General features: G+C 69.2%; 18 protein-coding genes and 1 tRNA gene. 11 read left to right on the forward strand and 8 right to left on the reverse strand.

The window, feature by feature from the left end; translation table 11 throughout:
* Positions 1-61 precede the first annotated feature (61 nt).
* Both HD593_RS37360 and polA read right to left on the reverse strand, forming a co-directional pair.
* Positions 62-1,168 carry a polysaccharide deacetylase family protein gene (locus tag HD593_RS37360; protein ID WP_185106624.1) on the reverse strand — a complete coding sequence of 369 codons (1,107 nt, stop codon included), beginning with the start codon at positions 1,166-1,168 and terminating at the stop codon, positions 62-64.
* 106 nt (positions 1,169-1,274) lie between these two features.
* Positions 1,275-3,965, reverse strand: coding sequence for a DNA polymerase I (polA, locus tag HD593_RS37365; RefSeq protein WP_185106625.1), 2,691 nt, complete (start codon positions 3,963-3,965; stop codon positions 1,275-1,277).
* Positions 3,966-4,096: 131 nt separating this feature from the next.
* Between polA and HD593_RS37370 the strand changes: the two genes are divergently transcribed.
* The 6 genes from HD593_RS37370 to HD593_RS37395 all read left to right on the forward strand — a co-directional run bounded on the left by HD593_RS37370 (position 4,097) and on the right by HD593_RS37395 (position 9,435).
* Positions 4,097-4,441: a PaaI family thioesterase gene (locus HD593_RS37370; protein WP_185112367.1), complete on the forward strand. Its 345-nt coding sequence runs from the start codon at positions 4,097-4,099 to the stop codon at positions 4,439-4,441.
* 723 nt (positions 4,442-5,164) lie between these two features.
* Entirely contained in the window at positions 5,165-6,175 is a 1,011-nt protein-coding gene (locus HD593_RS37375; protein ID WP_312903972.1) for a branched-chain amino acid ABC transporter permease, read from the forward strand.
* Between the two features lie 16 nt (positions 6,176-6,191).
* Positions 6,192-7,193, forward strand: a complete 1,002-nt coding sequence (locus HD593_RS37380) for a branched-chain amino acid ABC transporter permease (protein ID WP_185106627.1) — start codon at positions 6,192-6,194, stop codon at positions 7,191-7,193.
* Positions 7,180-8,172, forward strand: a complete 993-nt coding sequence (locus HD593_RS37385; protein ID WP_185106628.1) for an ABC transporter ATP-binding protein — start codon at positions 7,180-7,182, stop codon at positions 8,170-8,172. Before HD593_RS37380 ends, HD593_RS37385 begins: the two co-directional genes overlap by 14 nt.
* Complete coding sequence (locus tag HD593_RS37390; RefSeq protein ID WP_312903974.1) at positions 8,169-8,963, forward strand: ABC transporter ATP-binding protein; 795 nt, start codon at positions 8,169-8,171, stop codon at positions 8,961-8,963. The genes HD593_RS37385 and HD593_RS37390 overlap by 4 nt, the downstream gene beginning before the upstream one ends.
* 67 nt (positions 8,964-9,030) lie before the next feature.
* A complete protein-coding gene (locus HD593_RS37395; RefSeq protein WP_185106629.1) occupies positions 9,031-9,435 on the forward strand; it encodes a hypothetical protein in 405 nt (134 codons plus the stop codon).
* 59 nt (positions 9,436-9,494) lie between these two features.
* Here HD593_RS37395 and HD593_RS37400 read toward each other — a convergent pair whose 3' ends face one another.
* The gene (locus HD593_RS37400) at positions 9,495-10,790 is read right to left on the reverse strand and encodes an ABC transporter substrate-binding protein (RefSeq protein WP_185106630.1); all 1,296 of its coding nucleotides are present in this window, start codon (positions 10,788-10,790) and stop codon (positions 9,495-9,497) included.
* A 188-nt stretch (positions 10,791-10,978) separates the two neighbouring features.
* On the opposite strand from HD593_RS37400, the gene HD593_RS37405 reads away from it, so the two are divergent.
* A complete protein-coding gene (locus HD593_RS37405) occupies positions 10,979-11,833 on the forward strand; it encodes a hypothetical protein (protein WP_185106631.1) in 855 nt (284 codons plus the stop codon).
* 50 nt (positions 11,834-11,883) lie between these two features.
* On the opposite strand, the gene HD593_RS37410 is transcribed toward HD593_RS37405, so the two are convergent.
* The 3 genes from HD593_RS37410 to HD593_RS37420 form a co-directional block, all read right to left on the reverse strand.
* Positions 11,884-13,191 (reverse strand): ABC transporter substrate-binding protein, encoded by a 1,308-nt coding sequence (locus tag HD593_RS37410; RefSeq protein WP_185106632.1) that lies wholly within the window; start codon positions 13,189-13,191, stop codon positions 11,884-11,886.
* A 229-nt stretch (positions 13,192-13,420) separates the two neighbouring features.
* Positions 13,421-14,713 (reverse strand): ABC transporter substrate-binding protein, encoded by a 1,293-nt coding sequence (locus HD593_RS37415; RefSeq protein WP_185106633.1) that lies wholly within the window; start codon positions 14,711-14,713, stop codon positions 13,421-13,423.
* 152 nt (positions 14,714-14,865) lie between these two features.
* The gene (locus tag HD593_RS37420) at positions 14,866-15,450 is read right to left on the reverse strand and encodes an ANTAR domain-containing response regulator (RefSeq protein ID WP_312903976.1); all 585 of its coding nucleotides are present in this window, start codon (positions 15,448-15,450) and stop codon (positions 14,866-14,868) included.
* 90 nt (positions 15,451-15,540) lie between these two features.
* Here HD593_RS37420 and HD593_RS37425 point away from each other — a divergent pair.
* Positions 15,541-15,614, forward strand: a tRNA-Leu gene (locus HD593_RS37425).
* Between the two features lie 136 nt (positions 15,615-15,750).
* Here the strand turns inward: HD593_RS37425 and HD593_RS64650 are convergent.
* On the reverse strand, positions 15,751-15,966 hold the full coding sequence (locus HD593_RS64650) for a hypothetical protein (RefSeq protein WP_221525177.1): 216 nt from the start codon (positions 15,964-15,966) through the stop codon (positions 15,751-15,753).
* On the opposite strand from HD593_RS64650, the gene HD593_RS37435 reads away from it, so the two are divergent.
* The 3 genes from HD593_RS37435 (at position 15,953) to dapD (ending at position 18,308) form a co-directional block, all read left to right on the forward strand.
* A complete protein-coding gene (locus HD593_RS37435; RefSeq protein WP_185106634.1) occupies positions 15,953-16,672 on the forward strand; it encodes a LysR family substrate-binding domain-containing protein in 720 nt (239 codons plus the stop codon). The two genes, HD593_RS64650 and HD593_RS37435, sit on opposite strands and share 14 nt — an antisense overlap.
* Positions 16,673-16,710: 38 nt before the next feature.
* A complete protein-coding gene (locus tag HD593_RS37440; protein WP_185106635.1) occupies positions 16,711-17,133 on the forward strand; it encodes a pyridoxamine 5'-phosphate oxidase family protein in 423 nt (140 codons plus the stop codon).
* Between the two features lie 209 nt (positions 17,134-17,342).
* Positions 17,343-18,308: a 2,3,4,5-tetrahydropyridine-2,6-dicarboxylate N-succinyltransferase gene (gene dapD, locus HD593_RS37445; protein ID WP_185106636.1), complete on the forward strand. Its 966-nt coding sequence runs from the start codon at positions 17,343-17,345 to the stop codon at positions 18,306-18,308.
* A gap of 340 nt (positions 18,309-18,648) precedes the next feature.
* On the opposite strand, the gene pyk is transcribed toward dapD, so the two are convergent.
* Positions 18,649-20,079 (reverse strand): pyruvate kinase, encoded by a 1,431-nt coding sequence (pyk, locus tag HD593_RS37450; protein ID WP_185106637.1) that lies wholly within the window; start codon positions 20,077-20,079, stop codon positions 18,649-18,651.
* Between the last annotated feature and the right edge of the window lie 8 nt (positions 20,080-20,087).

Raw genomic sequence — 20,087 nt, forward strand, 5'->3', positions numbered from 1 at the left:
GAGCCCACAGCGCAGCGATCAGCATATGAGACCTTCGCCACTGGGTCAATCCGGGGAGACGTCAGTAGGCGATGACCTGGAGCCCTCGCTTGGCGACGATATTACCTCGAAGTGCCTCCGGTATGGAGATCCGCTCCGGGTCGCCGTCGCTCACATAGCGCTCACGAGGGTGCTTGTCCAGCCATTCCAGCCAGTACTGCGAGCACCATTTGCGGCACTCGCCCTTCTTGCCGTTGCTCTGGATCCGCTGGATCGCCCCACGGTCGAACTTTTTCGCGTAGGGCGAAAGCGAAGGCTCGGCCCCGGCGAGGAACACGCCCGCGAAATCATACCGCGTGCCGTCCCAGGACCCGCTCCGCGCGGCCTTCTTGGGCCGGGGCATCGACCCGTACGGCAGGGCCATCGTCTCCGACGGCGGCGCGCCGAGCTTCTTGAGCAGGCGTTCGATCCTGACGATCTGCTCGCCGACCTTCTTGCGCTTGAGCATCCTCAGGTTCGGGTGGCCCCAGGTGTGGTTGGCCACCTCGTAGCCGTGATCGACCAGCCACCGCACGGCGGCCTCCTGCGCGGCCCTGTCGCGCAGCCCGAACGGCTCCCTGTTGACCCAGAACGTGGCCACCGGCCGGAATCCGGGATACCGGCCCGCCACCTCCTGGATCACCGCCACGGCAGTGCCGGGCAGCGGCCCGCCGTCCGCCCCGAGCCCGAAGTGGCTGGGGTGCCCGTCGTCGAACGTGAGCACGACGGGGTGCTTCCCGGCGGGCACCCGGATGTCCCCGGAGGCGAACTCCCTGGCGGTGATCGGCACGTAACCCCGCTCGGCCAGCCTCACCAGCTCCTTCCTGAGCTGGTCGGGCGTCCGGTCGAGCGAGGCGTGCCGCTTGGCCAGGATGCGGTGGTACATCAGGACCGGCACCAGGCCCGCCTCGTTGGCGCGCACCTGCCGGGCGAACTCGGGCGTGGCCACCACCCCTGGCGGCTGCCCGACAGGGCTGGCGGACGGCTCAGGCGACGCGGCCGCCGCGGGGCTCCGCCCGTGCTCGGCGGCCTTCGGCCCGGCCTGGGGTCGCGGCCCGGCCGGCAGGAGGCTCAGGCCGATGACGGCCACCGTGATCACGACGACGTTCGCGATGCCGATGATCCGCGGAAGGGACCCTGGAACCCGCACGAAACCCCCGGCCGCTCGGTGAGGACGGCTCCCCAGGCTAGTGGAGAATCCGGGGCACAAGCGGCGGTTCCGGGACCGCCTCGGCGGGCCCCGGCCGGGGCTCCGGTCAGTGCCCCGCGTCCTCCCAGGTACGGCCCACGCCCACCGAGACCTCCAGCGGCACCCGCAGGTGGTAGGCGGCGTTCATCTGGTCGCACACGAGCTGCGTGAGCCGCTCCAGCTCGCCCGGCGCCACCTCGAACACCAGCTCGTCGTGGACCTGCAGCAACATCCGCGAGGCCAGCCCCTCCTCGCGCAGCGCCTGGTGCACGTGGAGCATGGCGACCTTGATGATGTCGGCGGCCGAGCCCTGGATGGGCGCGTTGAGCGCCATCCGCTCGGCCATCTCGCGGCGCTGGCGGTTGTCGCTGGTGAGGTCGGGCAGGTAGCGGCGGCGGCCCATGATCGTCTCGGTGTAGCCGTCGGTGCGGGCCTGGGAGACGATGGCGTTGAGGAAGTCGCGCACGCCGCCGAACTCCTGGAAGTACTCCTCCTTCAGCGCCCGCGCCTCGCTCACCGGGATGTTGAGCTGGGTGGACAGCCCGAAGTCGGACAGGCCGTAGGCCAGGCCGTAGTTCATCGCCTTGATCCGGGCCCGCAGCTCGCCGTCGATCTGCTCGGGCGGCAGGTCGAAGACCCTGGCGGCGGTGGCCTGGTGGAAGTCGTGCCCCGACTCGAACGACTCGATCAGCGACTCGTCGCCCGACAGGTGGGCCATGATGCGCAGCTCGATCTGGCTGTAGTCGGCGGTCAGCAGCGTCTCGTAGCCTTCGCCGACCGTGAAGCCCTGCCGGATGCGGCGGCCCTCGGCGGTGCGGATCGGGATGTTCTGCAGGTTGGGCTTCTCCGAGGAGAGCCGGCCGGTGGCGGCGATGATCTGGTTGAACGTGGTGTGGATGCGCCCGTCGTCGGAGATCTCCTTTATCAGGCCCTCCACCGTGGTGCGCAGCTTCTGCTGGTCGCGGTGGCGCAGCATGATCGTGGGCAGCTCGTGCTCGGTCTGGGTGGCGAGCCAGGCGAGCTGGTCGGCGTCGGTGCTGTAGCCGGTCTTGATCTTCTTGGTCTTGGGCAGGTTGAGCCGGGTGAACAGGATCTCCTGGAGCTGCTTGGGCGAGCCCAGGTTGAACTGCTCGCCGACCGAGCGGTGCGCCTCCTCGACGGCGTGCTTGACCGCGGCCCCGAACTCGGCCTCCAGGCCGGCGAAGTACTCGCTGTCGACGGCGATGCCCGCCCGCTCCATCTCGGCCAGCACCGACAGCAGCGGCAGCTCCACGTCGGCCAGGAGCTGCGTGCCGCCGCGCCCGGCCAGGAAGGTCTCCAGGGCCTCGGCCAGCTCGCGCACGGCGTGGGCGCGCAGCGCGAGGTCCTTGGCCGGGGCGTCCTCGTCGTCGCCGAACAGCGCGGCCTGCCCGTTGGGCTCCTCCTCGGCCCGCAGGTCGCGGTGGAGGTAGCGCCTGGCCAGGTCCTCCAGGGCGAACGTGCGCTGGCCCGGCATGGCGAGGTAGGCGGCCAGCGCGGTGTCGCAGCTCAGGCCGCGCAGCTCCATGCCCTGCGCCCAGAGGGCCAGGATGGGCCCCTTGGCGTCGTGCACGGCCTTGGGCCTGGTGTCGTCGCCCAGCCAGGCTCGCAGGGCCGCCTCGTCGCTCTCGGTGAGCTTGACGGGGTCGATGTGGGCGGCGGTGCCGTCGGGCGAGGCCACGGCGATGGCGTCGACGCGGCCGGTGCCGCTGCCGTAGGCGCCCTTGAAGGCGAGCCCGGCACGGCCCTCGGGCAGCGCGGACAGCCAGCCGGCGACCCGGTCGGGGCCGAGCAGCACGGTCTCGACCTCGAAGCCCTGCTCGGGCTCCTGCTCGCCGGTGCCGAGCACCTTGAACACCCGCTCGCGCAGCTCGCCGCGGATCTGCAGGGTGTCGAACAGCTTGTTGATCTCCTCGCGCTCCCAGGCGCCCTGCTTGAGGTCGCCGAGCTCGACCTCCAGCGGCACGTCGCGCAGCAGCTCGGTGAGCCGGCGGTTCATCAGGACCTGGGCGACGTGCTCGCGCAGCTTGTCGCCGACCTTGCCCTTGACCTCGTCGACCCGGTCGACGAGCGCGGTCAGGGAGCCGAACTCGCGCACCCACTTGGCGGCGGTCTTCTCCCCCACGCTGGGGATGCTCAGGAGGTTGTCGCTGGGGTCGCCGCGCAGGGCGGCGAAGTCGGGGTACTGGGCGGGGGTGAGGCCGTACTTCTCCTCCACCGCCTCCGGCGTGAACCGGGTCATGTCGCTGATGCCCTTGCGCGTCATCAGGACGGTGACGTGCTCGTTGACCAGCTGCAGCGCGTCGCGGTCGCCGGTGACGATCAGGACGTTCATACCCTGCTCGCCGGCGCGGGTGGCCAGGGTGGCGATGAGGTCGTCGGCCTCGAAGCCCGCCTTGGACATGCGCGGGATGCGCAGCGTGTCGAGCAGCTCGTAGATGAGCTGCATCTGACCGCGGAAGTCCTCCGGGGTCTCGCTCCTGTTGGCCTTGTACTCCGCGTACTCCTCGTGGCGGAACGTCGGCTCCGACCGGTCGAAGGCCACCGCGACGTGCGTGGGCTGCTCGTCGCGCAGGATGTTGGTCAGCATCGAGGTGAACCCGTAGACCGCCTCGGTGTGCTGACCGTCGGTGGTCATCAGGTTGGCGTCCTTGAGCGCGTAGAACGCGCGGTAGGCCAGGGAATGCCCGTCAAGCAGCAGCAGGCACGGGCGGCTGGGGGTCACTTCACTCTTCGGCACGTACGCAGCCTAGTCTGCGTCTCCGACAGAAAACCCGAGCTCGGAAGAGTGGAGGCGGCACTTTGACGCAGACCAATCCCTTGGATGTCTCGATATTCGGCGACCTGCACGAGGGCACCCTCGCCGACAAGATGGGCATCCAGTTCCTGGAGGTCACGGCCGAGCGGGTCGTGGGCCGCATGCCGGTGGAGGGGAACACGCAGCCGTACGGCCTGCTGCACGGCGGGGCCTCGGCGGTGCTCGCCGAGACGCTGGGCTCGGTGGGGGCGGCCGTGCACGCCGGTCCCGAGCGCATCGCCGTGGGCATCGAGCTGAACGCCACCCACCACCGGTCGGCGACCTCCGGGTACGTCACCGGGGTCGCGACACGGTTGCACGGCGGCCGCACTTTGGCGACGTACGACATCGAGATCACCGATGAGCAGGGCCGTCGCGTCTGTACCTCACGCCTCACCTGCATGGTGCGAGACCGATAACACTTACGTCACGTCCGTTACTTTCGCCGACCCTTTGCGCATGGCCCCCGCGGGTCGCTACCGTGGTCGCAACAGAGCCCGCGGGGAGGCCCAGTAGAAAACGTGTTCGGCCCCAACGTCTGCGAGGGTGTTCTCGCAAGCGCCAAGGGGATCCTTACATGGCCCCAAAGGCCGCCCCCGCGGGCTCGTCCACGTTTTCGGTTGATCGTTATCGTTTCGTTCCTCCGCGACGCCAGGCGTCTCGCCTCATTTAGGCCCTGACCTGGCTCGTTGATTCCTCACATGAGTGACACACGCATGTCACTAATTGGTGACGAACGATACTGAACCGGGCGCCGCCGGAATAAGCTCCCGCCATTGCATCCCAGTTGTGCCTGCGATGCGCGCGTGTCGAGATGGAGGGGCACAACCCCGCCTTGACCTACTTTTGAGGGAGCACCATTGCGCAGAGCCGTGATCGCGTTCACGGCCTTCCTGGGTGGACTCATCTTCCTGCTGGCCGGGCCCGCCCACGCGGGTCCCGCCGATTGCCAGGGATTGAGGGGAACACTCAAACTCCAAGGCCAGCCAGTGAACGGCGCCAAAGTCGCTGTGACCACAGAGGGCGGACAACCCGTCGAGACGGTCACGACAAACGCGGAAGGCACCTGGGACGTACAGGTCGACAAGCCAGGCAAGTACAAGGTCACGTTGGATGTCAGCAGCCTTCCGCAGAATGCCGAGGTGCGCGGTGGCAACAACGTCCGCACGCCGACGGTCTACGAGGGCAACTGCTCCACGGTCCTGTACGCCCTGCAGCCGAAGGGAGCCCCCGGCCAGCAGCAGCAGGACGGCGGCGGTTCGACCAGCACGTTCTGGACGCAGGCCGCGCAGCTCACGTTCGAGGGCCTGAACCTCGGCCTGATCATCGCGCTGGCCGCGCTGGGCCTGTCGCTCATCTACGGCACCACCGGCCTGACCAACTTCGCCCACGGCGAGCTGGTCACGCTGGGCGCCATCCTCGCCTACGCCTTCAACATAGGCTTCGGGCTGCATCTCATCCCGGCAGCGGTGATCGCCGTCATCGTCGCCGGAGTCCTCGGCTACTTCCAGGACCGCCTGTTCTGGGGGCAGCTGCGCAGGCGCGGCACCGGCACGATCGCCATGATGATCATCTCGATCGGCGTGGCGCTCTTCCTCCGGTACGTGTTCCTGATCTTCTTCGGCGGCCAGACCGAGGCCTACGCCCAGTACACCGCCCAGCCCGGCATCGAGGTGGGCCCGATCTCGGCCGCACCCAAGAACTTCGTGGCCATGGGCATCGAGCTGGCGGTCCTGATCATCGTCGGCATCGCGCTGCTGCGCACCCGCACCGGCAAGGCGGCCCGCGCCGTGGCCGACAACCCCGCGCTGGCAGCCTCGTCCGGCATCAACGTCGACCGGGTCATCAGGATCATCTGGACGTTCGGCGGCGCCATCGCCGCGCTGGCCGGCATCATGCTCGGCCTCTCCCAGAACCTGAAGTACACGATGGGCCAGGACGTCCTGCTGCTCATCTTCGCCGGCGTCACGCTCGGCGGGCTCGGCACCGCCTTCGGCGCCCTGGTGGGCTCGCTCGTGGTCGGCCTGTTCATCCAGGTCTCGACCCTGTGGGTGCCGCCGGAGCTGAAGAGCGTGGGCGCGCTCGCCGTACTCATCATCGTGCTCCTCGTCCGGCCGCAGGGCATTCTCGGCCGCCGCGAGCGGATCGGCTGATCGGGGGAGGATCAGAATGGACTGGATCACGATTCTCAGCACCACCATCAAGGCGGCGGTCAACGTCGAGACGGTGCTGTACGCCATCGGCGCCATCGGCCTGAACGTGCACTTCGGCTACACCGGCCTGCTGAACTTCGGCCAGGCCGCGTTCATGGGCGTGGCCGGCTACGGGCTGGCCGTCACGGTCACCGTCATGGGGCTGCCGTTCTGGGTCGGCATCTTCGTCGGCCTGATCGCCGCCGTCATCCTGGCGATCCTGCTGGGCATACCGACGCTGAAGCTGCGCGCCGACTACCTGGCCATCGTCACCATCGCCGCGGCGGAGATCGTCCGCCTCATCTTCCGCTCGGTGGAGTTCAAGAGCGTCTTCGGCGGCTCCGACGGCCAGCGCGGCTTCACCGACGGGTTCTACGCGCTCAACCCGTACCCCGAAGGGGAGTACGGCTTCAACCTCGGGCCGGTGCCGCTGCTCTTCGGCCACCGCACGATGTGGGTGCTCACGGTGGGCTGGGCGCTCATCGCCCTGTTCAGCTTCATCGTGTACCTGCTGATGAAGAGCCCGTGGGGCCGCGTGCTCAAGGCCATCCGCGAGGACGAGGACGCGGTGCGCAGCCTGGGCAAGAGCGTGTTCTCGTACAAGATGCAGGCGCTCGTCCTGGGCGGCGTCATCGGCTGCTTCGGCGGTTTCATCTACGGTCTCGGCTACGCCTCGGTGCAGCCCGACGTGTTCGGCACCGAAACCACGTTCTACATGTACACGATGCTCATCCTCGGCGGCGCCGCACGCGTGCTCGGCCCCGTTCTCGGCTCGATGATCTTCTGGGTGCTCCTGGTCCTGTTCTACAACGTGATGGCCGAGGCGGTCGCCGCCGGGTACATCACGTTCCTGAACACGAACCAGGTCGGTGCCATGCGCTGGATCCTGGTCGGCCTCGGTCTGATCCTGTTGCTCATCTACCGGCCGCAGGGCATTTTGGGTGACAAGAGGGAGATAGCGATCGATGCACGACGCTAAGACGACTGCGACCGCCGGGGCCACCGACCGCAAGGCGGCGGCGCTGGCCGCGTTCAAGGATCTGGCCCGCGATCCCGGGGTGCCCAAGCCCGACCCGATCCTCGTGGCCGACAACGTGGTGCGCCGCTTCGGCGGCCTGACCGCCGTCGAGGTCAACCATGTCGAGGTCCAGCGCGGCTCCATCACCGCGCTGATCGGCCCCAACGGTGCGGGCAAGACCACGTTCTTCAACCAGCTCACCGGCTTCGACACGGCCGACTCCGGCACGTGGACGTTCAACGGGCGGGCCATGAACGGCGTACCCGCGCACAAGGTGGCGCGGGCCGGCATGGTGCGCACGTTCCAGCTCACCAAGGCGCTCTCGCGCCTCACGGTGATGGAGAACATGCGCCTGGGCGCCCAGCAGCAGAAGGGCGAGAACTTCTGGCGAGCCCTCATCCCGAGCGTCTGGCGCGGGCAGGAGGAGGAGATCACCGAGCGGGCCGAGGAGCTGCTCGTCCGCTTCAAGCTCGACGCCAAGCGCGACGACTTCGCCGGGTCGCTCTCCGGCGGCCAGCGCAAGCTGCTGGAGATGGCCCGCGCGCTCATGGTCCGCCCCGAGCTGGTCATGCTCGACGAGCCGATGGCCGGCGTGAACCCGGCGCTGACGCAGTCGCTGCTCGGCCACGTCAAGGACCTGCGCGAGCAGGGCATGACCGTGCTGTTCGTGGAGCACGACATGGACATGGTCCGCGACATCAGCGACTGGGTCATCGTCATGGCGCAGGGAGCGGTCATCGCCGAGGGCCCGCCCTCGACGATCATGTCCGACGAGCGCGTGATCGACGCCTACCTCGGCGCCCACCACGACGCGCCGCTGTCGGAGAGCGAGCTGGAGGCCCAGCTCCACGAGGCCGAGGCGGCCCTGGAGGCGGAGATCCACGAGACCGGCGGCATCACCGCCCCGGAGCCCGAGACCGCAGAGGAGAGGCAGAAGTGAGCGCCGACGAAGCGCCCGTCCAGTCCAAGGCCGCCGTCACCGACCGCAGCGCCCACCTGGAGGGCGCCAAGGACGCGGTGCTGCGCTGCGACGAGCTGATCGCGGGTTACCTCCCGGGCGTCAACATCCTCAACGGCTCCGACCTGTACGTGAAGGACGGCGAGCTGATCGGCATCATCGGCCCCAACGGCGCCGGGAAGTCGACCCTGCTCAAGGCCATGTTCGGCCTGGTCACCATCCGCAGCGGCACGGTCGTGCTCAAGGGTGAGGACATCACGAACATGAAGGCGCACTCCCTGGTCTCGCGCGGCGTCGGCTACGTGCCGCAGACCAACAACGTCTTCCCCAGCCTCACCATCGAGGAGAACCTCGAGATGGGCGCCTTCCAGGTGCCGGGGAAGTTCAAGGAGCGCTTCGAGTTCGTGGCCGAGCTGTTCCCCGCGCTCAAGGAGCGGCGCAAGCAGCGCGCAGGCTCCCTGTCGGGCGGTGAGCGGCAGATGGTGGCGATGGCCAGGGCCCTCATGACCGAGCCCTCCGTGCTGCTGCTCGACGAGCCGTCGGCGGGCCTGTCGCCCAAGCTGCAGGACCTGGTCTTCATCCAGGCCCAGCAGATCAACAAGGCCGGCGTGACCGTGATCATGGTGGAGCAGAACGCGCGGCGCTGCCTGCAGATCTGCCACCGCGGTTACGTGCTCGACCAGGGCCGCAACGCCTACACCGGCACCGGCAGGCAGCTCGCCAACGACCCGAAGGTCATCGAGCTGTACCTGGGGACGCTGGCCAAGGCGTAACCGGGCTCCGGCGGCAAAACGGAGAAGGGGCTCCCCTGGGCCCCTTCTCCGTTTTTTAATGAGTGGTGTGAGACGTTTCGCGGCAGTCGCGCTCATCCTGCCCGCCCTGCTCGCCGGGTGCCAGGAGGGCGCCTCCTCCGCGCAGAAGTACAGCACCGGCGGCGACCCTGCCGACAGCCCCTGCGACCGCGTGGTGTCCGCCCTGGGGTACGCCGGCCTCATGCTGGAGCCGAAGGGCCAGGAGGAGCGGCAGAACTTCGAGGACGCCGTCCTGGGCCGTCTGGCCGAGGCCAACGGCATCACGAGGGAGTTCGGCGACCGGCTGCCCGGCTCGCTGCGGGACGCCGCCGAGACCGTGAAGAGCACCACAGCGGCCCTGTCGAAGAGCGGCGTGCCCAGGGAGCGGCAGGTGGCGCTGCTGAAGCAGTACCGCGCCGCCGCCGACCGGATCGTGGCGGAATGCGGCGGATAGCCGGAAGGGCCCGGCCGAGGTGGCCGGGCCCTTCGAGGTGGTGCCTGGGTGGTGCTTGATCAGCCGGCGATGTTGCCGGTGCGGTACTCCAGCGCCTTGGAGGCGTACTTGTTGTCGTCGCCGTACTGGTAGATGCCGATGGTGGCGACGGCCGGGTCACCGGCCTCGTCGAACTCGACCGGACCGCTGACGCCGTCGTAGTCGATGTCCGTGCCGGCCTTCAGCAGGTCGACGCACTCCTTGAAGCTCTTGCACTTCGTGCCGCCCTTGCTGACTTCCATCAGCTTGGCCGCGATGTCGACGCCCGCGTCGCTCTTGGCGGCCTCGGCGGCCAGGGCGATCAGGTTCGCCGCGTCGTACGACTCGGGGGCGTAGCTGAAGTCCTCCAGGTCGGGGTTGACCCCGGTCAGCTTCTTCTGGAACTCCTCCGGAGCCGCGGCGCCGGGAATCGTGCCCTTGACGCCGGTCAGCGTGCCCTTGGGCATCTTGACGTAGTTGGTGTTCGACGTGTTGCCGTCCACCATGTACCACTTGTGCTTGTCAGCCGGCATGCCCTGCTTGACCAGCTCCTGCACGACCTTGGCGGTCTCCTCGAAGCCGATCAGGACGATGCCCTTGGGGTTCTTCGCCTTGAGCTTGGCCACGTCGGCGGAGAAGTCGGCCGCCTTGGGGTCGTAGTCGACGCGCTCGACGACCTCGCCACCGCCGTCGGTGACCGTCTTCTGGACCTGGTCGGCCAGACCGGTCCCGTAGGAGTCCTGCATCGCCAGGATGCCGACGGTGTCGTTGCCGTCGGCGATGATCAGGTCACCCAGCACGCGGCCCTGGAGCTTGTCCGGAGGGGACGTACGGAAGTAGAGGCCCTTGTCCTCGATGGTGGTGAACTTGTCGGAGGTGTTGGCCGGGGAGAAGTGCACCACGCCGGCGCCCGTGATCTTGTCGATCACCGACTCGGACACCGACGAGGACGCCGCGCCGATGATGGCGTCGGCCTTCTGCGCCAGCAGCTTGTCCACGGACTGCGAGGCGATGTTGGTGGTCGTGTCGCCCGAGTCCGTGTCGAACTTCTGCACGGGCTTGCCGAGCACGCCGCCGGCCTCGTTGATCTCCTTGAGAGCGAGGTCGACGCCCGCGAACTCGGGCGGGCCGAGGAACGCCAGCGAACCGGTCTGGGGCAGCAGCGTGCCGAGGGTCAGCGTGCCATCACCCTTCGCCGCGGGCGCGGATGAGGCAGGCGCGGCACTCTGGGAAGCCTGAGTGGCGGTGTCACCGCCGCCACCACCGCAGGCTGTCAGGGCGAGGCTGGTGGCAGCCACGACAGCCAGCGCCCGCCCCACGGGAGCAATGCGGATCATGAAGTGTCTCCTCCGATTCCAGGCCGGGATCCTCAGCACCGCCGAGCGTTCCCGATCGAATGCAGGAAACGTACAAAATTGCTGCACACTCGAACCAGATCCGCTGGGGAACTGTCGGCACTTGGATGCGGAGTCGTAATCACTCCTCAACTTACGAGAGCTGCGCACCGGCGCTTAATGTGCGACAGGTGAAGCGCAAAACGCCTCTCCTGCTGATCGTCGCGCTGGCGACCGGATGCGGCTCCACCGAGCCGCACTCCCCGCCGCCCGCCGGACCGCCGCCCGGAGTATCGGTCACGCTGGCCCAATATCGTTCGGACGAACCGGTGCACGCGCTTCAAGTGGCTGTCCGAAATACTAGTGAAACACCCGTTTATTTCGCTGATGTCCAGCTCGTCACGCCGTCCTTCAAGACGCTGCCGCCGCAGCAGGCCGACGCCGTCATCAGGAAGACCAGGCGCACGGACCTGCCCATCACGTACGGCGCAGCCAACTGCCGGCCCCAGGGCCTGCCAGAGGTCCAGCCGGCGACGGTCGTGGCGCACGTGCGGACCGGGTCGGAGCAGCTCCGCAAGGTGGTCTTCGACGTGCCGCACCCCGACCCGCTGCTGGCCAGGCTGCTGCGCGACGAGTGCTCGGAGTTCCTGATCAAGCAGCGCGCGAGCATCGAGTTCGGGCCCGAGTGGACGGAGTCAGGGCCGAAGTCCGAGCGGGTGATGCGCGGGAGCCTGGTGGTCACGCGGCGCGGGCAGGGCGCTGTGACCCTCGCCGACGTCGGAGGCACCACCCACTACATCGCCACCCCCGCGCGCAGGCCCATGGGCACGCTGGCCGCCGGGGAGCAGCGGCTGGAGGTGCCGCTCGAGCTCACCCCCGGCCGCTGCGACCCGCACGCCTTCGCCGAGGCCAAGAAGGCGTTCCTGTTCCCTGTACGGGTGTCGGTGGACGGCGGCGAGGAGCGCGTGCTGATCGTCACCCCGCCCAAGCCCCTCCAGGACCGCCTCATCACCTACGCCCAGCGGACCTGCGGCCTCGGCTCCTGACGGGCGTGCCCGGGCCCCTCGGGAAGGAAGGGGCCCGGGCGGATGAGGGCCTAGCCCTCGATCTTGCCGGTCCGGTACTCCAGCGCCTTGGGGGCGTACTTGTTGTCGTCGCCGTACTGGTAGACGCCGATGGTCGCCACCGCCGGGTCGCCGTTGTCGTCGAACTCGACGGGCCCGCTGATGCCGTCGTAGTCGATGTCCTTACCGGCCTTGAGCAGGTCGGCGCACTCCTTGAAGCTCTTGCACTTCTCGCCGCCCTTGCTCACCTCGGCCAGCTTGCCCGCGATGGACGCGCCGCTGTCGTCCTTGGCGGCCTCCGCGGCCAGCGCGATCAGGTTCGCCGCGTCGTACGACTCGGCGGAGTAGGTGAAGTCGTCGAGCTTCGGGTCGAGCTTCTTCAGCTTCTCCCTGAACTCCTCCGGCGCCTCGGCGCCCGGGATGGTGCCCTTGACGCCCTTGAGCGTGCCCTTGGGCATCTTCAGGTAGTTGGTGTTCGACATGTTGCCGTCCACCATGTACCACTTCACCTTGTCGGCGGTGAGCCCCTGCTTGACCAGCTCGGCCACGACCTTGGCGCCCTCCTCGAACCCGATCAGCACGACGGCCTTCGGGTTCGCGGCCTTGATCTTGGCCACGTCCGCGGAGAACTCGGCCGCCTTCGGGTCGTAGTCGACGCGCTCCACGACGCTGGCGCCGGCGGCCTCGGCCGTCTTGGTGATCTGGTCGGCCAGGCCGGAGCCGTAGGAGTCCTGCATCGCCAGGATGCCGACGGTGTCGTTGCCGTCGGCGGCGATCAGGTCGCCCAGCACGCGGCCCTGCAGCTTGTCCGGCGGCGCGGTGCGGAAGTACAGGCCGTTGTCCTCGATGGTGGTGAACTTGTCGGAGGTGTTGGCCGGTGAGAACTGCACCACCCCGGCACCCGTGATCTTGTCGATGATCGACTCCGACACCGACGACGACGCGGCGCCGATGATGGCGTCGGCCTTCTGCCCGATGAGCTTGTCCACCGACTGCGAGGCGATGTTCGTGGTGGTGTCGCCGGAGTCCGTGTGCACCTTGGTGACCGGCTTGCCGAGCACGCCGCCGGCCTCGTTGATCTCCTTGACGGCCTGGTCCACGCCGGCGAACTCGGGCGGGCCGAGGAACGCCAGCGAACCGGTCTGCGGCAGGACCGTGCCGATGGTCAGCGTGCCGTCACCCTTCGCCGCCGGCGCCGAGGAGGCCTGCGTGGACGTCGCGGCGGACGGCGCGGTGGAGGCGGACTGGTTGGCCGTGTCGCCGCCGCCGCAGGCCGTCAGAGCCAGGCTCGCCGCGGCCGCGGCTGCCAGCAGGCGCCCCATCGGAGCAATGCGGTTCATAGAAGAAACTCCCCCAATCTCGGCGAAGAGACGATCACCTTCGCCGCGTTTTCCGAGCTCAGCATGCCTGTTCAGCGCGAGGATGGGGAGTTCTTACCTGACTTTTATACTGGATCGTAATGTCCTAAATACCCAGAGTAATGGTCTGTTTCAGGAGAGTTACGGATGGGTCCGTAAAGCAGAGCACCCTGGCCCGAATATCCGGACCAGGGTGAGAAAGCCGCGCGGTTCAGCCGTCGATGTTCCCCCGGCGATATTCGACCGCCTTGGCGGCGTCGAACGTGTTGTCCGCCCTGTACTGGTAGACCCCGATCGTCGCGACCGACGGGTCACCCACGTCGTTGAAGTCCACGGGCCCGCTGACGCCGTCGTAGTCGATGTCCGTGCCCGCCTTCAGCAGATCGGCGCACTCCTTGAACCCCGTGCACTTCGTGCCGCCCTTGCTGACCTCCACCAGCTTGCCCGCGATCGCCGCGCCCGTGTCCGCCTTGGCCGCCTCCGCGGCCAGCGCGATGAGCGTCACGGCGTCGTACGACTCCGCCGCGTAGGTGTACTCGGCCAGCTCCGGGTTCACCTTCAGCAGCCGCTTCTGGAACGCCTCTGGCGCCTCCGCCCCGGGCAGCGTGCCCTTGACCCCCTCCATCGTGCCCTTCGGGGTCTTGGCGAAGTTGGTGTTCGACATGTTGCCGTCCACCATGTACCACTTGTACTTGTCGCTGGTCAGCCCCTGCTTGACCAGCTCCTGCACGACCTTCGACGTCTCCTCGAACCCGATCAGCACGATGCCCTTCGGGTTCGCCGCCTTGATCTTGGACACGTCGGCGGAGAAGTCGGCCGCCTTCGGGTCGTAGTCCACCCGCTCCACGACCGTCGCGCCGCCCTCCTGGGCCGTCCGCGTCACCTGGTCGGCCAGGCCGGAGCCGTAGGAGTCCTGCATGGCCAGGATCCCGATCGTGTCGTTGCCGTCGGCGACCACCAGGTCACCCAGGACCCGCCCCTGCAGCTTGTCCGGCGGCGCCGTACGGAAGTACAGGCCGGCGTCCTCGATCGTGGTGAACTTGTCGGAGGTGTTGGCCGGGGAGAACTGCACCACGCCCGCCCGCGTGATCTTGTCGATGATCGACTCAGACACCGACGAGGACGCCGCGCCGACGATCGCGTCCACCTTCTGCGCCAGCAGCTTGTCCACCGACTGCGAGGCGATGTTGGTGGTCGTGTCCCCCGAGTCCGTGTCGGACTTCGTGACCGGCTTGCCGAGCACGCCGCCGGCCCCGTTGATCTCCTTGAGCGCCAGATCGACGCCCCCGAACATGGGCGGCCCCAGATAGGCGAGCGACCCGGTCTGCGGCAGCACCGTGCCGATGCTCAGCGTGCCGTCCCCCTGCGGCGCCGTCGCCGAGGGCGGCTGCGCCGGCGCGGAGCCGGAGGGGACGGTGCCGGCGGTCGTGTCGCCGGGCGAGCACGCCGCCAGCGCCACGACCGCCGCGGTGGCGGCGAGCGGCGCGCGAAGAATGCGGATCATGGAGTGCGTCTCCGATCGAGATGAGCGGACCTTCCGTCCGACCATCAGTTACGCGCCGGGACGCATCCCACGTAAGCGGCCGAGGCCGGTTGGATGCCCACTCGTGACCGCACCACAACCCGCCGGGCCAAATCACCTGATATAGGGCTTTTTCAGGATCGCTCCGCCGTGTCGTCGATAACGATCTGGGCAACCTCGCGCATGCTCAGCCGCCGGTCCATCGACGCCTTCTGGATCCACCGGAACGCCTGCGGCTCCGTCCAGCCGTGCTGCGTCATGAGCTGACCCTTGGCCCGCTCGACCAGCTTCCTGGTCTCCAGCCGCTCCGACAGGCTGGAGACCTCGGCCGCCAGTGCCACCATCTCCTCGTGCCTGCTGACCGCCATCTCGATCGCCGGCACCAGGTCGGCCTTGGTGAACGGCTTGACCAGGTAGGCCATCGCCCCCGCGTCCCTGGCCCGCTCGACCAGGTCGCGCTGGGAGAACGCGGTCAGGATGAGACAGGGGGCGATCCGCTCGGACACGATGCGCTCGGCCGCCGAGATGCCGTCGAGCACCGGCATCTTCACGTCGAGGATGACGAGGTCGGGCCTCAGCTCGGCGGCCAGCCGGATCGCCTGCTCGCCGTCACCGGCCTCGCCCACGACGACGTAGCCGTCCTCCTGGAGCATCTCCTTGAGGTCGAGGCGGATCAGGGCCTCGTCTTCCGCGATCACTACTCGCCGCTGCGTACTCACGAGCAGAAGAGTACAGACGTCCGGTAGATTAGATCCACGCCGGTGCGGCTCGGAGCGCTACGCTACGAGATCACAGCCCGGACATTCGCCGCCCCGGTAGACCAATCGGCAGAGTCGATGGCCTCAAAATCCATTCAGTGTGGGTTCGAATCCCACCCGGGGCACCGAGGTGACACCGACCCGACCGCCCGGCTTCCGAGCCCGGCGGTTTTGTCGTACCCGGCTGCGACACTCTCCGCATGCACGATATCGCACTCCGTGGCAGATGGCCGAAATGCTCGACCGTAATTCCGGGCGGCGTCACCAGGGCACGGGCCCGCCGTCGTCGAAGAACCCGCCCGTCGGCCCGTCGGCTCCCAGGGTGGCCAGATGGATGACGACGGCCGCTCCCTCCGCGGCCGTGCGGGTGATGGGCAACGGCAGGTCCCTGGTGAGGTCGGTGGCGCAGGCTCCGGGGGCGGCGGCCCGCGCCCGCAGGGCTGGGCTGGCGGAGCCGCGGCTGGTGGTCGCGCTCAAGCCGGGAGGCGACGGCGGGCTGCTGCCGGACGTACTGGCCGCCTACCGGGCGCGGCCCGGGGCGGTGGCGGTGGAGCTGGCACTGTGCGGGGTGGCGGAGCGGGCGCGGCTGGTGCGCGACGGGACGGCGGACGTGGCGTTCCTGCACCGCCCGTACGAGGACCTGACGGGGTTCGACAGCGAGCCGCTGCTGGTGGAGGCGAACGTGGCCGTCATGGCGTCGGGCCACCCGCTGGCGGGCCGCGACCACGTGCGCCTGGCCGAACTCGACGCCGGCCCGCCGCCGCGCTGGCCCGGGTCCCACCAGGAGGTGGGCGATCCGGCGATGCTGATGCAGCTCGTCGCGCTGGGGCGGCTCGTCGTGGTGGCGCCGGAGTCGGTACACGACCAGGTGCGGCGGGATCTGACGTGCGTGCCGGTGCTGGACGCGGAGCCGACCACCGTGGTGCTGGCCTGGCCGGAGGGGGCCCGGTCGCGGCCACTGGCCGAGTTCGTCCGCACGGCGGCGGAGATCGCCGCGATCCGCACAGGGGCGGAGGCCGCCACGATCCGCACAGGGACGGAGGTCGCCGCGCGGCGCACCAGCGCGGAGACCGCCCCACACCATGCGGCGGCGGACGTCGCGGCGCCTCGTACGGCGGCGGAGGTTGTGGCTCGGGCCTCGGGTGGGGTGGGGACTTTTCGGGATCGCTCCCACCGGGAATAGCCGTCTCAAGATCGAAGACTCATGGGGGGTGGGGCGGGATGCCGTTGAACGTGGCGGAGCGGGAGGCGTTCCTGGCGGAGTCGCACATCGCCAGCCTGGCGGTGGAGGCGGGCGACGGCCGGGCGCCGCTGGTCGTACCGGTCTGGTACGACTACAGCCCCGGCGGCGAGATCCGGTTCCTGACGGACGGCGGCTCGCACAAGGCCAGGCTCATCGCGAAGACGGGCCGGTTCTCGATACTGGCGCAGCGAGTCAGTCCCACCTACCGCTACGTGTCGGTGGAGGGCCCGGTGGTGCGCTCGGGCCCGACGACGCTGGACGACCTGACCCGCATCTCCGCCCGCTACCTGCCGCCGGACGCGGTGTCCGGCTACGTCCAGGGGTCGGACCTCAACGTGCTGGTGACGTTCAGGATGCGCCCGGAACACTGGCTCTCGGCCGACCTGGGCGCCCTGAGCTGAGGGCCCCCATGAGTACGGTGGCTGACGCCGGCAGCCTCCTGAGGGCGGCTCTGATGTCGGCGGCCTGCCATGGGCCGGGCTGCCGCCCACACCGCGGGGGCCCACACCGCGGGTCGACACCGCCGGCCTTGGGGGCCGGGGATGAGGGCGGTGGGGGCGTCGGGGTGCCTGCGGGCCCGGGCTGACCTGGAAACGGTATTTTTGGGGCCGTGACTGCTTTCGATCCCACCTCGACCGGCGCGTTCGGCGTCGGCCTCGCCACCATCGCCGCCGACGGCACCGTACTCGACACCTGGTTCCCCGCCCCCGAGCTGGGCGACGCGCCCCATCCGGGCACCCAGCGGCTCTCCGCCGACGAGGCCGGCGAGCTGGCCGGGCTGGCCGGCTCCGACGCGGCGCGGGGCGTGGAGGTGGTGGCCGTGCGCACCGGCATCGCCAAGCTCTCCGAGGCGCCCGTGGACGCGCACGACGTCTACCTGCGTCTTCATCTGCTCTCGTCCCGCCTGGTCCGGCCGCACGGCGTCAACCTGGACGGCATCTTCGGCCTGCTGGCCAACGTGGTGTGGACGAACTTCGGCCCCTGCCCGGTGCCGGACTTCGAGCGTACGCGGCTACGGCTGCGGGCCAGGGGCGCGGTGACGGTGTACGGGGTGGACAAGTTCCCGCGGATGGTCGACTACGTCATGCCGGCGGGTGTCCGGATCGCCGACGCGGACCGGGTCCGGCTGGGCGCCCACCTGGCCGCCGGCACCACGGTCATGCACGAGGGCTTCGTGAACTTCAACGCCGGCACGCTCGGCAGCTCGATGATCGAGGGCCGGGTCTCGGCCGGCGTGGTCGTCGGCGACGGCTCCGACGTGGGCGGCGGCGCCTCGATCATGGGGACGCTGTCGGGCGGCGGCAAGCAGGTCATCTCGATCGGCGAGCGTTGCCTGCTGGGCGCCAACTCGGGCCTGGGCATCTCGCTGGGCGACGACTGCGTGGTGGAGGCGGGCCTGTACGTCACGGCGGGCACGCGGGTCACGCTGCCGGACGGCACGGTCGTCAAGGCGGCCGAGCTGTCGGGCTCCAACGGCATCCTGCTGCGGCGCAACTCCCAGTCGGGCGCGGTGGAGGCCCTCCCCCGCAAGGGCGGCGGCATCGAACTCAACGCCGCCCTCCACGCCAACGACTGACCCACTGGCAGAACACCGATGGGGCAGCGCCCGGACGAACGCTGCCCCATCGTCGTTTCATGCCACAGGGCGTCGCCGGGCCGGCCTGCTTCAGCGGGCAAGCCTGGACCCCCGGTAGCCCGGCTGCTCCTTGAACCACGGAGACGGCCCACGTGGGCTCGCGTAACGGCGCTCAGCCGGTGAAGGGTCAGAGGCCGTTACATGGAGGGCCGCCCGCCGGAGTGCGGCGGGTGGCGGGCCACGTCGCAGCGTAAAAGAAGGGGCATCACGCCGCGATCAGAGATCGCCGCACACACGGCGGGGTCACGGAGAGTCGCCGCACGCACGGCGGGTCACAAGGTCAGTGCGCGTGGGAGACCGCGGAGCCGATTGTGTGGACGCGCAGGGCGTTCGTCGAGCCCGGGGTGCCGGGAGGCGAGCCGGCCACGATGACGACCTTGTCGCCCTTCTCCAGCCGCCCCAGCGACAGCAGCGACGCCTCCACCTGCCGCACCATGTCGTCCGTGTGGTGCACGAACGGCACGTGGAACGTCTCCACCCCCCACGTCAGCGACAGCTGCCCCCGCACGTGCGGCGCGGAGGTGAAGGCGAGCAGCGGGATCGGCGAGCGGTAGCGGGCCAGCCGGCGCGCCGTCTCCCCCGACATCGTGAACGCCACCAGCGCCTTGGCCCCCACGATCGCCCCGACCTCGGCCGCGGCGCGGGCGATGGCGCCGCCGGTGGTCTCCGGCATGCGCTCCAGCGTGTGGGTGGCGTGCAGGGAGGACTTCTCCGCGGCGCAGGCGATGCGGTCCATCGTGGAGACGGCCTCGATCGGGTAGTTGCCGACCGAGGTCTCGCCCGACAACATGACCGCGTCGGCGCCGTCCATGACCGCGTAGGCCACGTCGGAGGCCTCGGCGCGGGTGGGGCGCGGGGCGTTCATCATCGAGTCGAGCATCTGGGTGGCGACGATGACCGGGCGGGCCTTCTCGCGGCAGAGCTCGATGATCCGCCGCTGCACGATCGGGACCTGCTCCAGCGGCAGCTCGACGCCGAGGTCGCCGCGGGCGACCATGATGCCGTCGAACGCCTCGACGATGTCGGGGAGGCGGTCGACGGCCTGCGGCTTCTCGATCTTGGCGAGCAGCGGGAGGCGGACGGCCTCCTGCTCCATGATGTTGCGCACCACGTCGGCGTCGGACGGGCGGCGGACGAAGGACAGGGCGATCATGTCGAAGCCGGTGCGCAGCGCCCAGCGCAGGTCGGCCTCGTCCTTGTCGGTGAGCGCCGGGGCGCTGACGTTGACGCCCGGCAGGTTGAGGCCCTTGTTGTCGGAGATCATGCCGCCGATGACGACGCGGGTGATGATGCGCTCGCCGTCGACGCGGGTGGCCTCCAGCACGAGGCGGCCGTCGTCGACGAGGATCGTGTCACCGGGGCGGACGTCCTTGGGCAGCCCCTTGTAGGTGGTGGAGACCTGCTCGCGGTCGCCCGGCACGTCTTCGGTGGTGATGGTGAAGACGTCGCCGAAGCCCAGCCTGACGGGGCCTTCCTCGAACGTGCCGACACGGATCTTGGGGCCCTGCAGGTCGGCGAGCACGCCTACACCGCGGCCGAGGTCGGCCGCCACCGCCTTGACCCGGTCGTAAACCTCTCTGTGCAGGTCATGATTGCCATGGCTGAGGTTGAACCGTGCCACGTCCATGCCCGCGGCGATCAGCTCGCGGAGGCGTTCTTCCGAGGATGTGGCGGGGCCTAGAGTGCAGACGATTTTCGCGCGACGAGTCACGAGTCCTA

The sequence above is a fragment of the Nonomuraea rubra genome (assembly GCF_014207985.1).
Taxonomy (GTDB): Bacteria; Actinomycetota; Actinomycetes; order Streptosporangiales; family Streptosporangiaceae; genus Nonomuraea; species Nonomuraea rubra.

What these genes read in the sequence shown, in the direction of transcription:
- HD593_RS37370 (WP_185112367.1), top strand. Translation starts at nt 4,097, where the DNA reads ATGGGCATCCAGTTCCTGGAGGTCACGGCCGAGCGGGTCGTGGGCCGC.
- HD593_RS37380 (WP_185106627.1), top strand. Translation starts at nt 6,192, where the DNA reads ATGGACTGGATCACGATTCTCAGCACCACCATCAAGGCGGCGGTCAAC.
- HD593_RS37385 (WP_185106628.1), top strand. Translation starts at nt 7,180, where the DNA reads ATGCACGACGCTAAGACGACTGCGACCGCCGGGGCCACCGACCGCAAG.
- HD593_RS37400 (WP_185106630.1), bottom strand. Translation starts at nt 10,790, where the DNA reads ATGATCCGCATTGCTCCCGTGGGGCGGGCGCTGGCTGTCGTGGCTGCC.
- HD593_RS37410 (WP_185106632.1), bottom strand. Translation starts at nt 13,191, where the DNA reads ATGAACCGCATTGCTCCGATGGGGCGCCTGCTGGCAGCCGCGGCCGCG.
- HD593_RS37415 (WP_185106633.1), bottom strand. Translation starts at nt 14,713, where the DNA reads ATGATCCGCATTCTTCGCGCGCCGCTCGCCGCCACCGCGGCGGTCGTG.
- HD593_RS37440 (WP_185106635.1), top strand. Translation starts at nt 16,711, where the DNA reads ATGCCGTTGAACGTGGCGGAGCGGGAGGCGTTCCTGGCGGAGTCGCAC.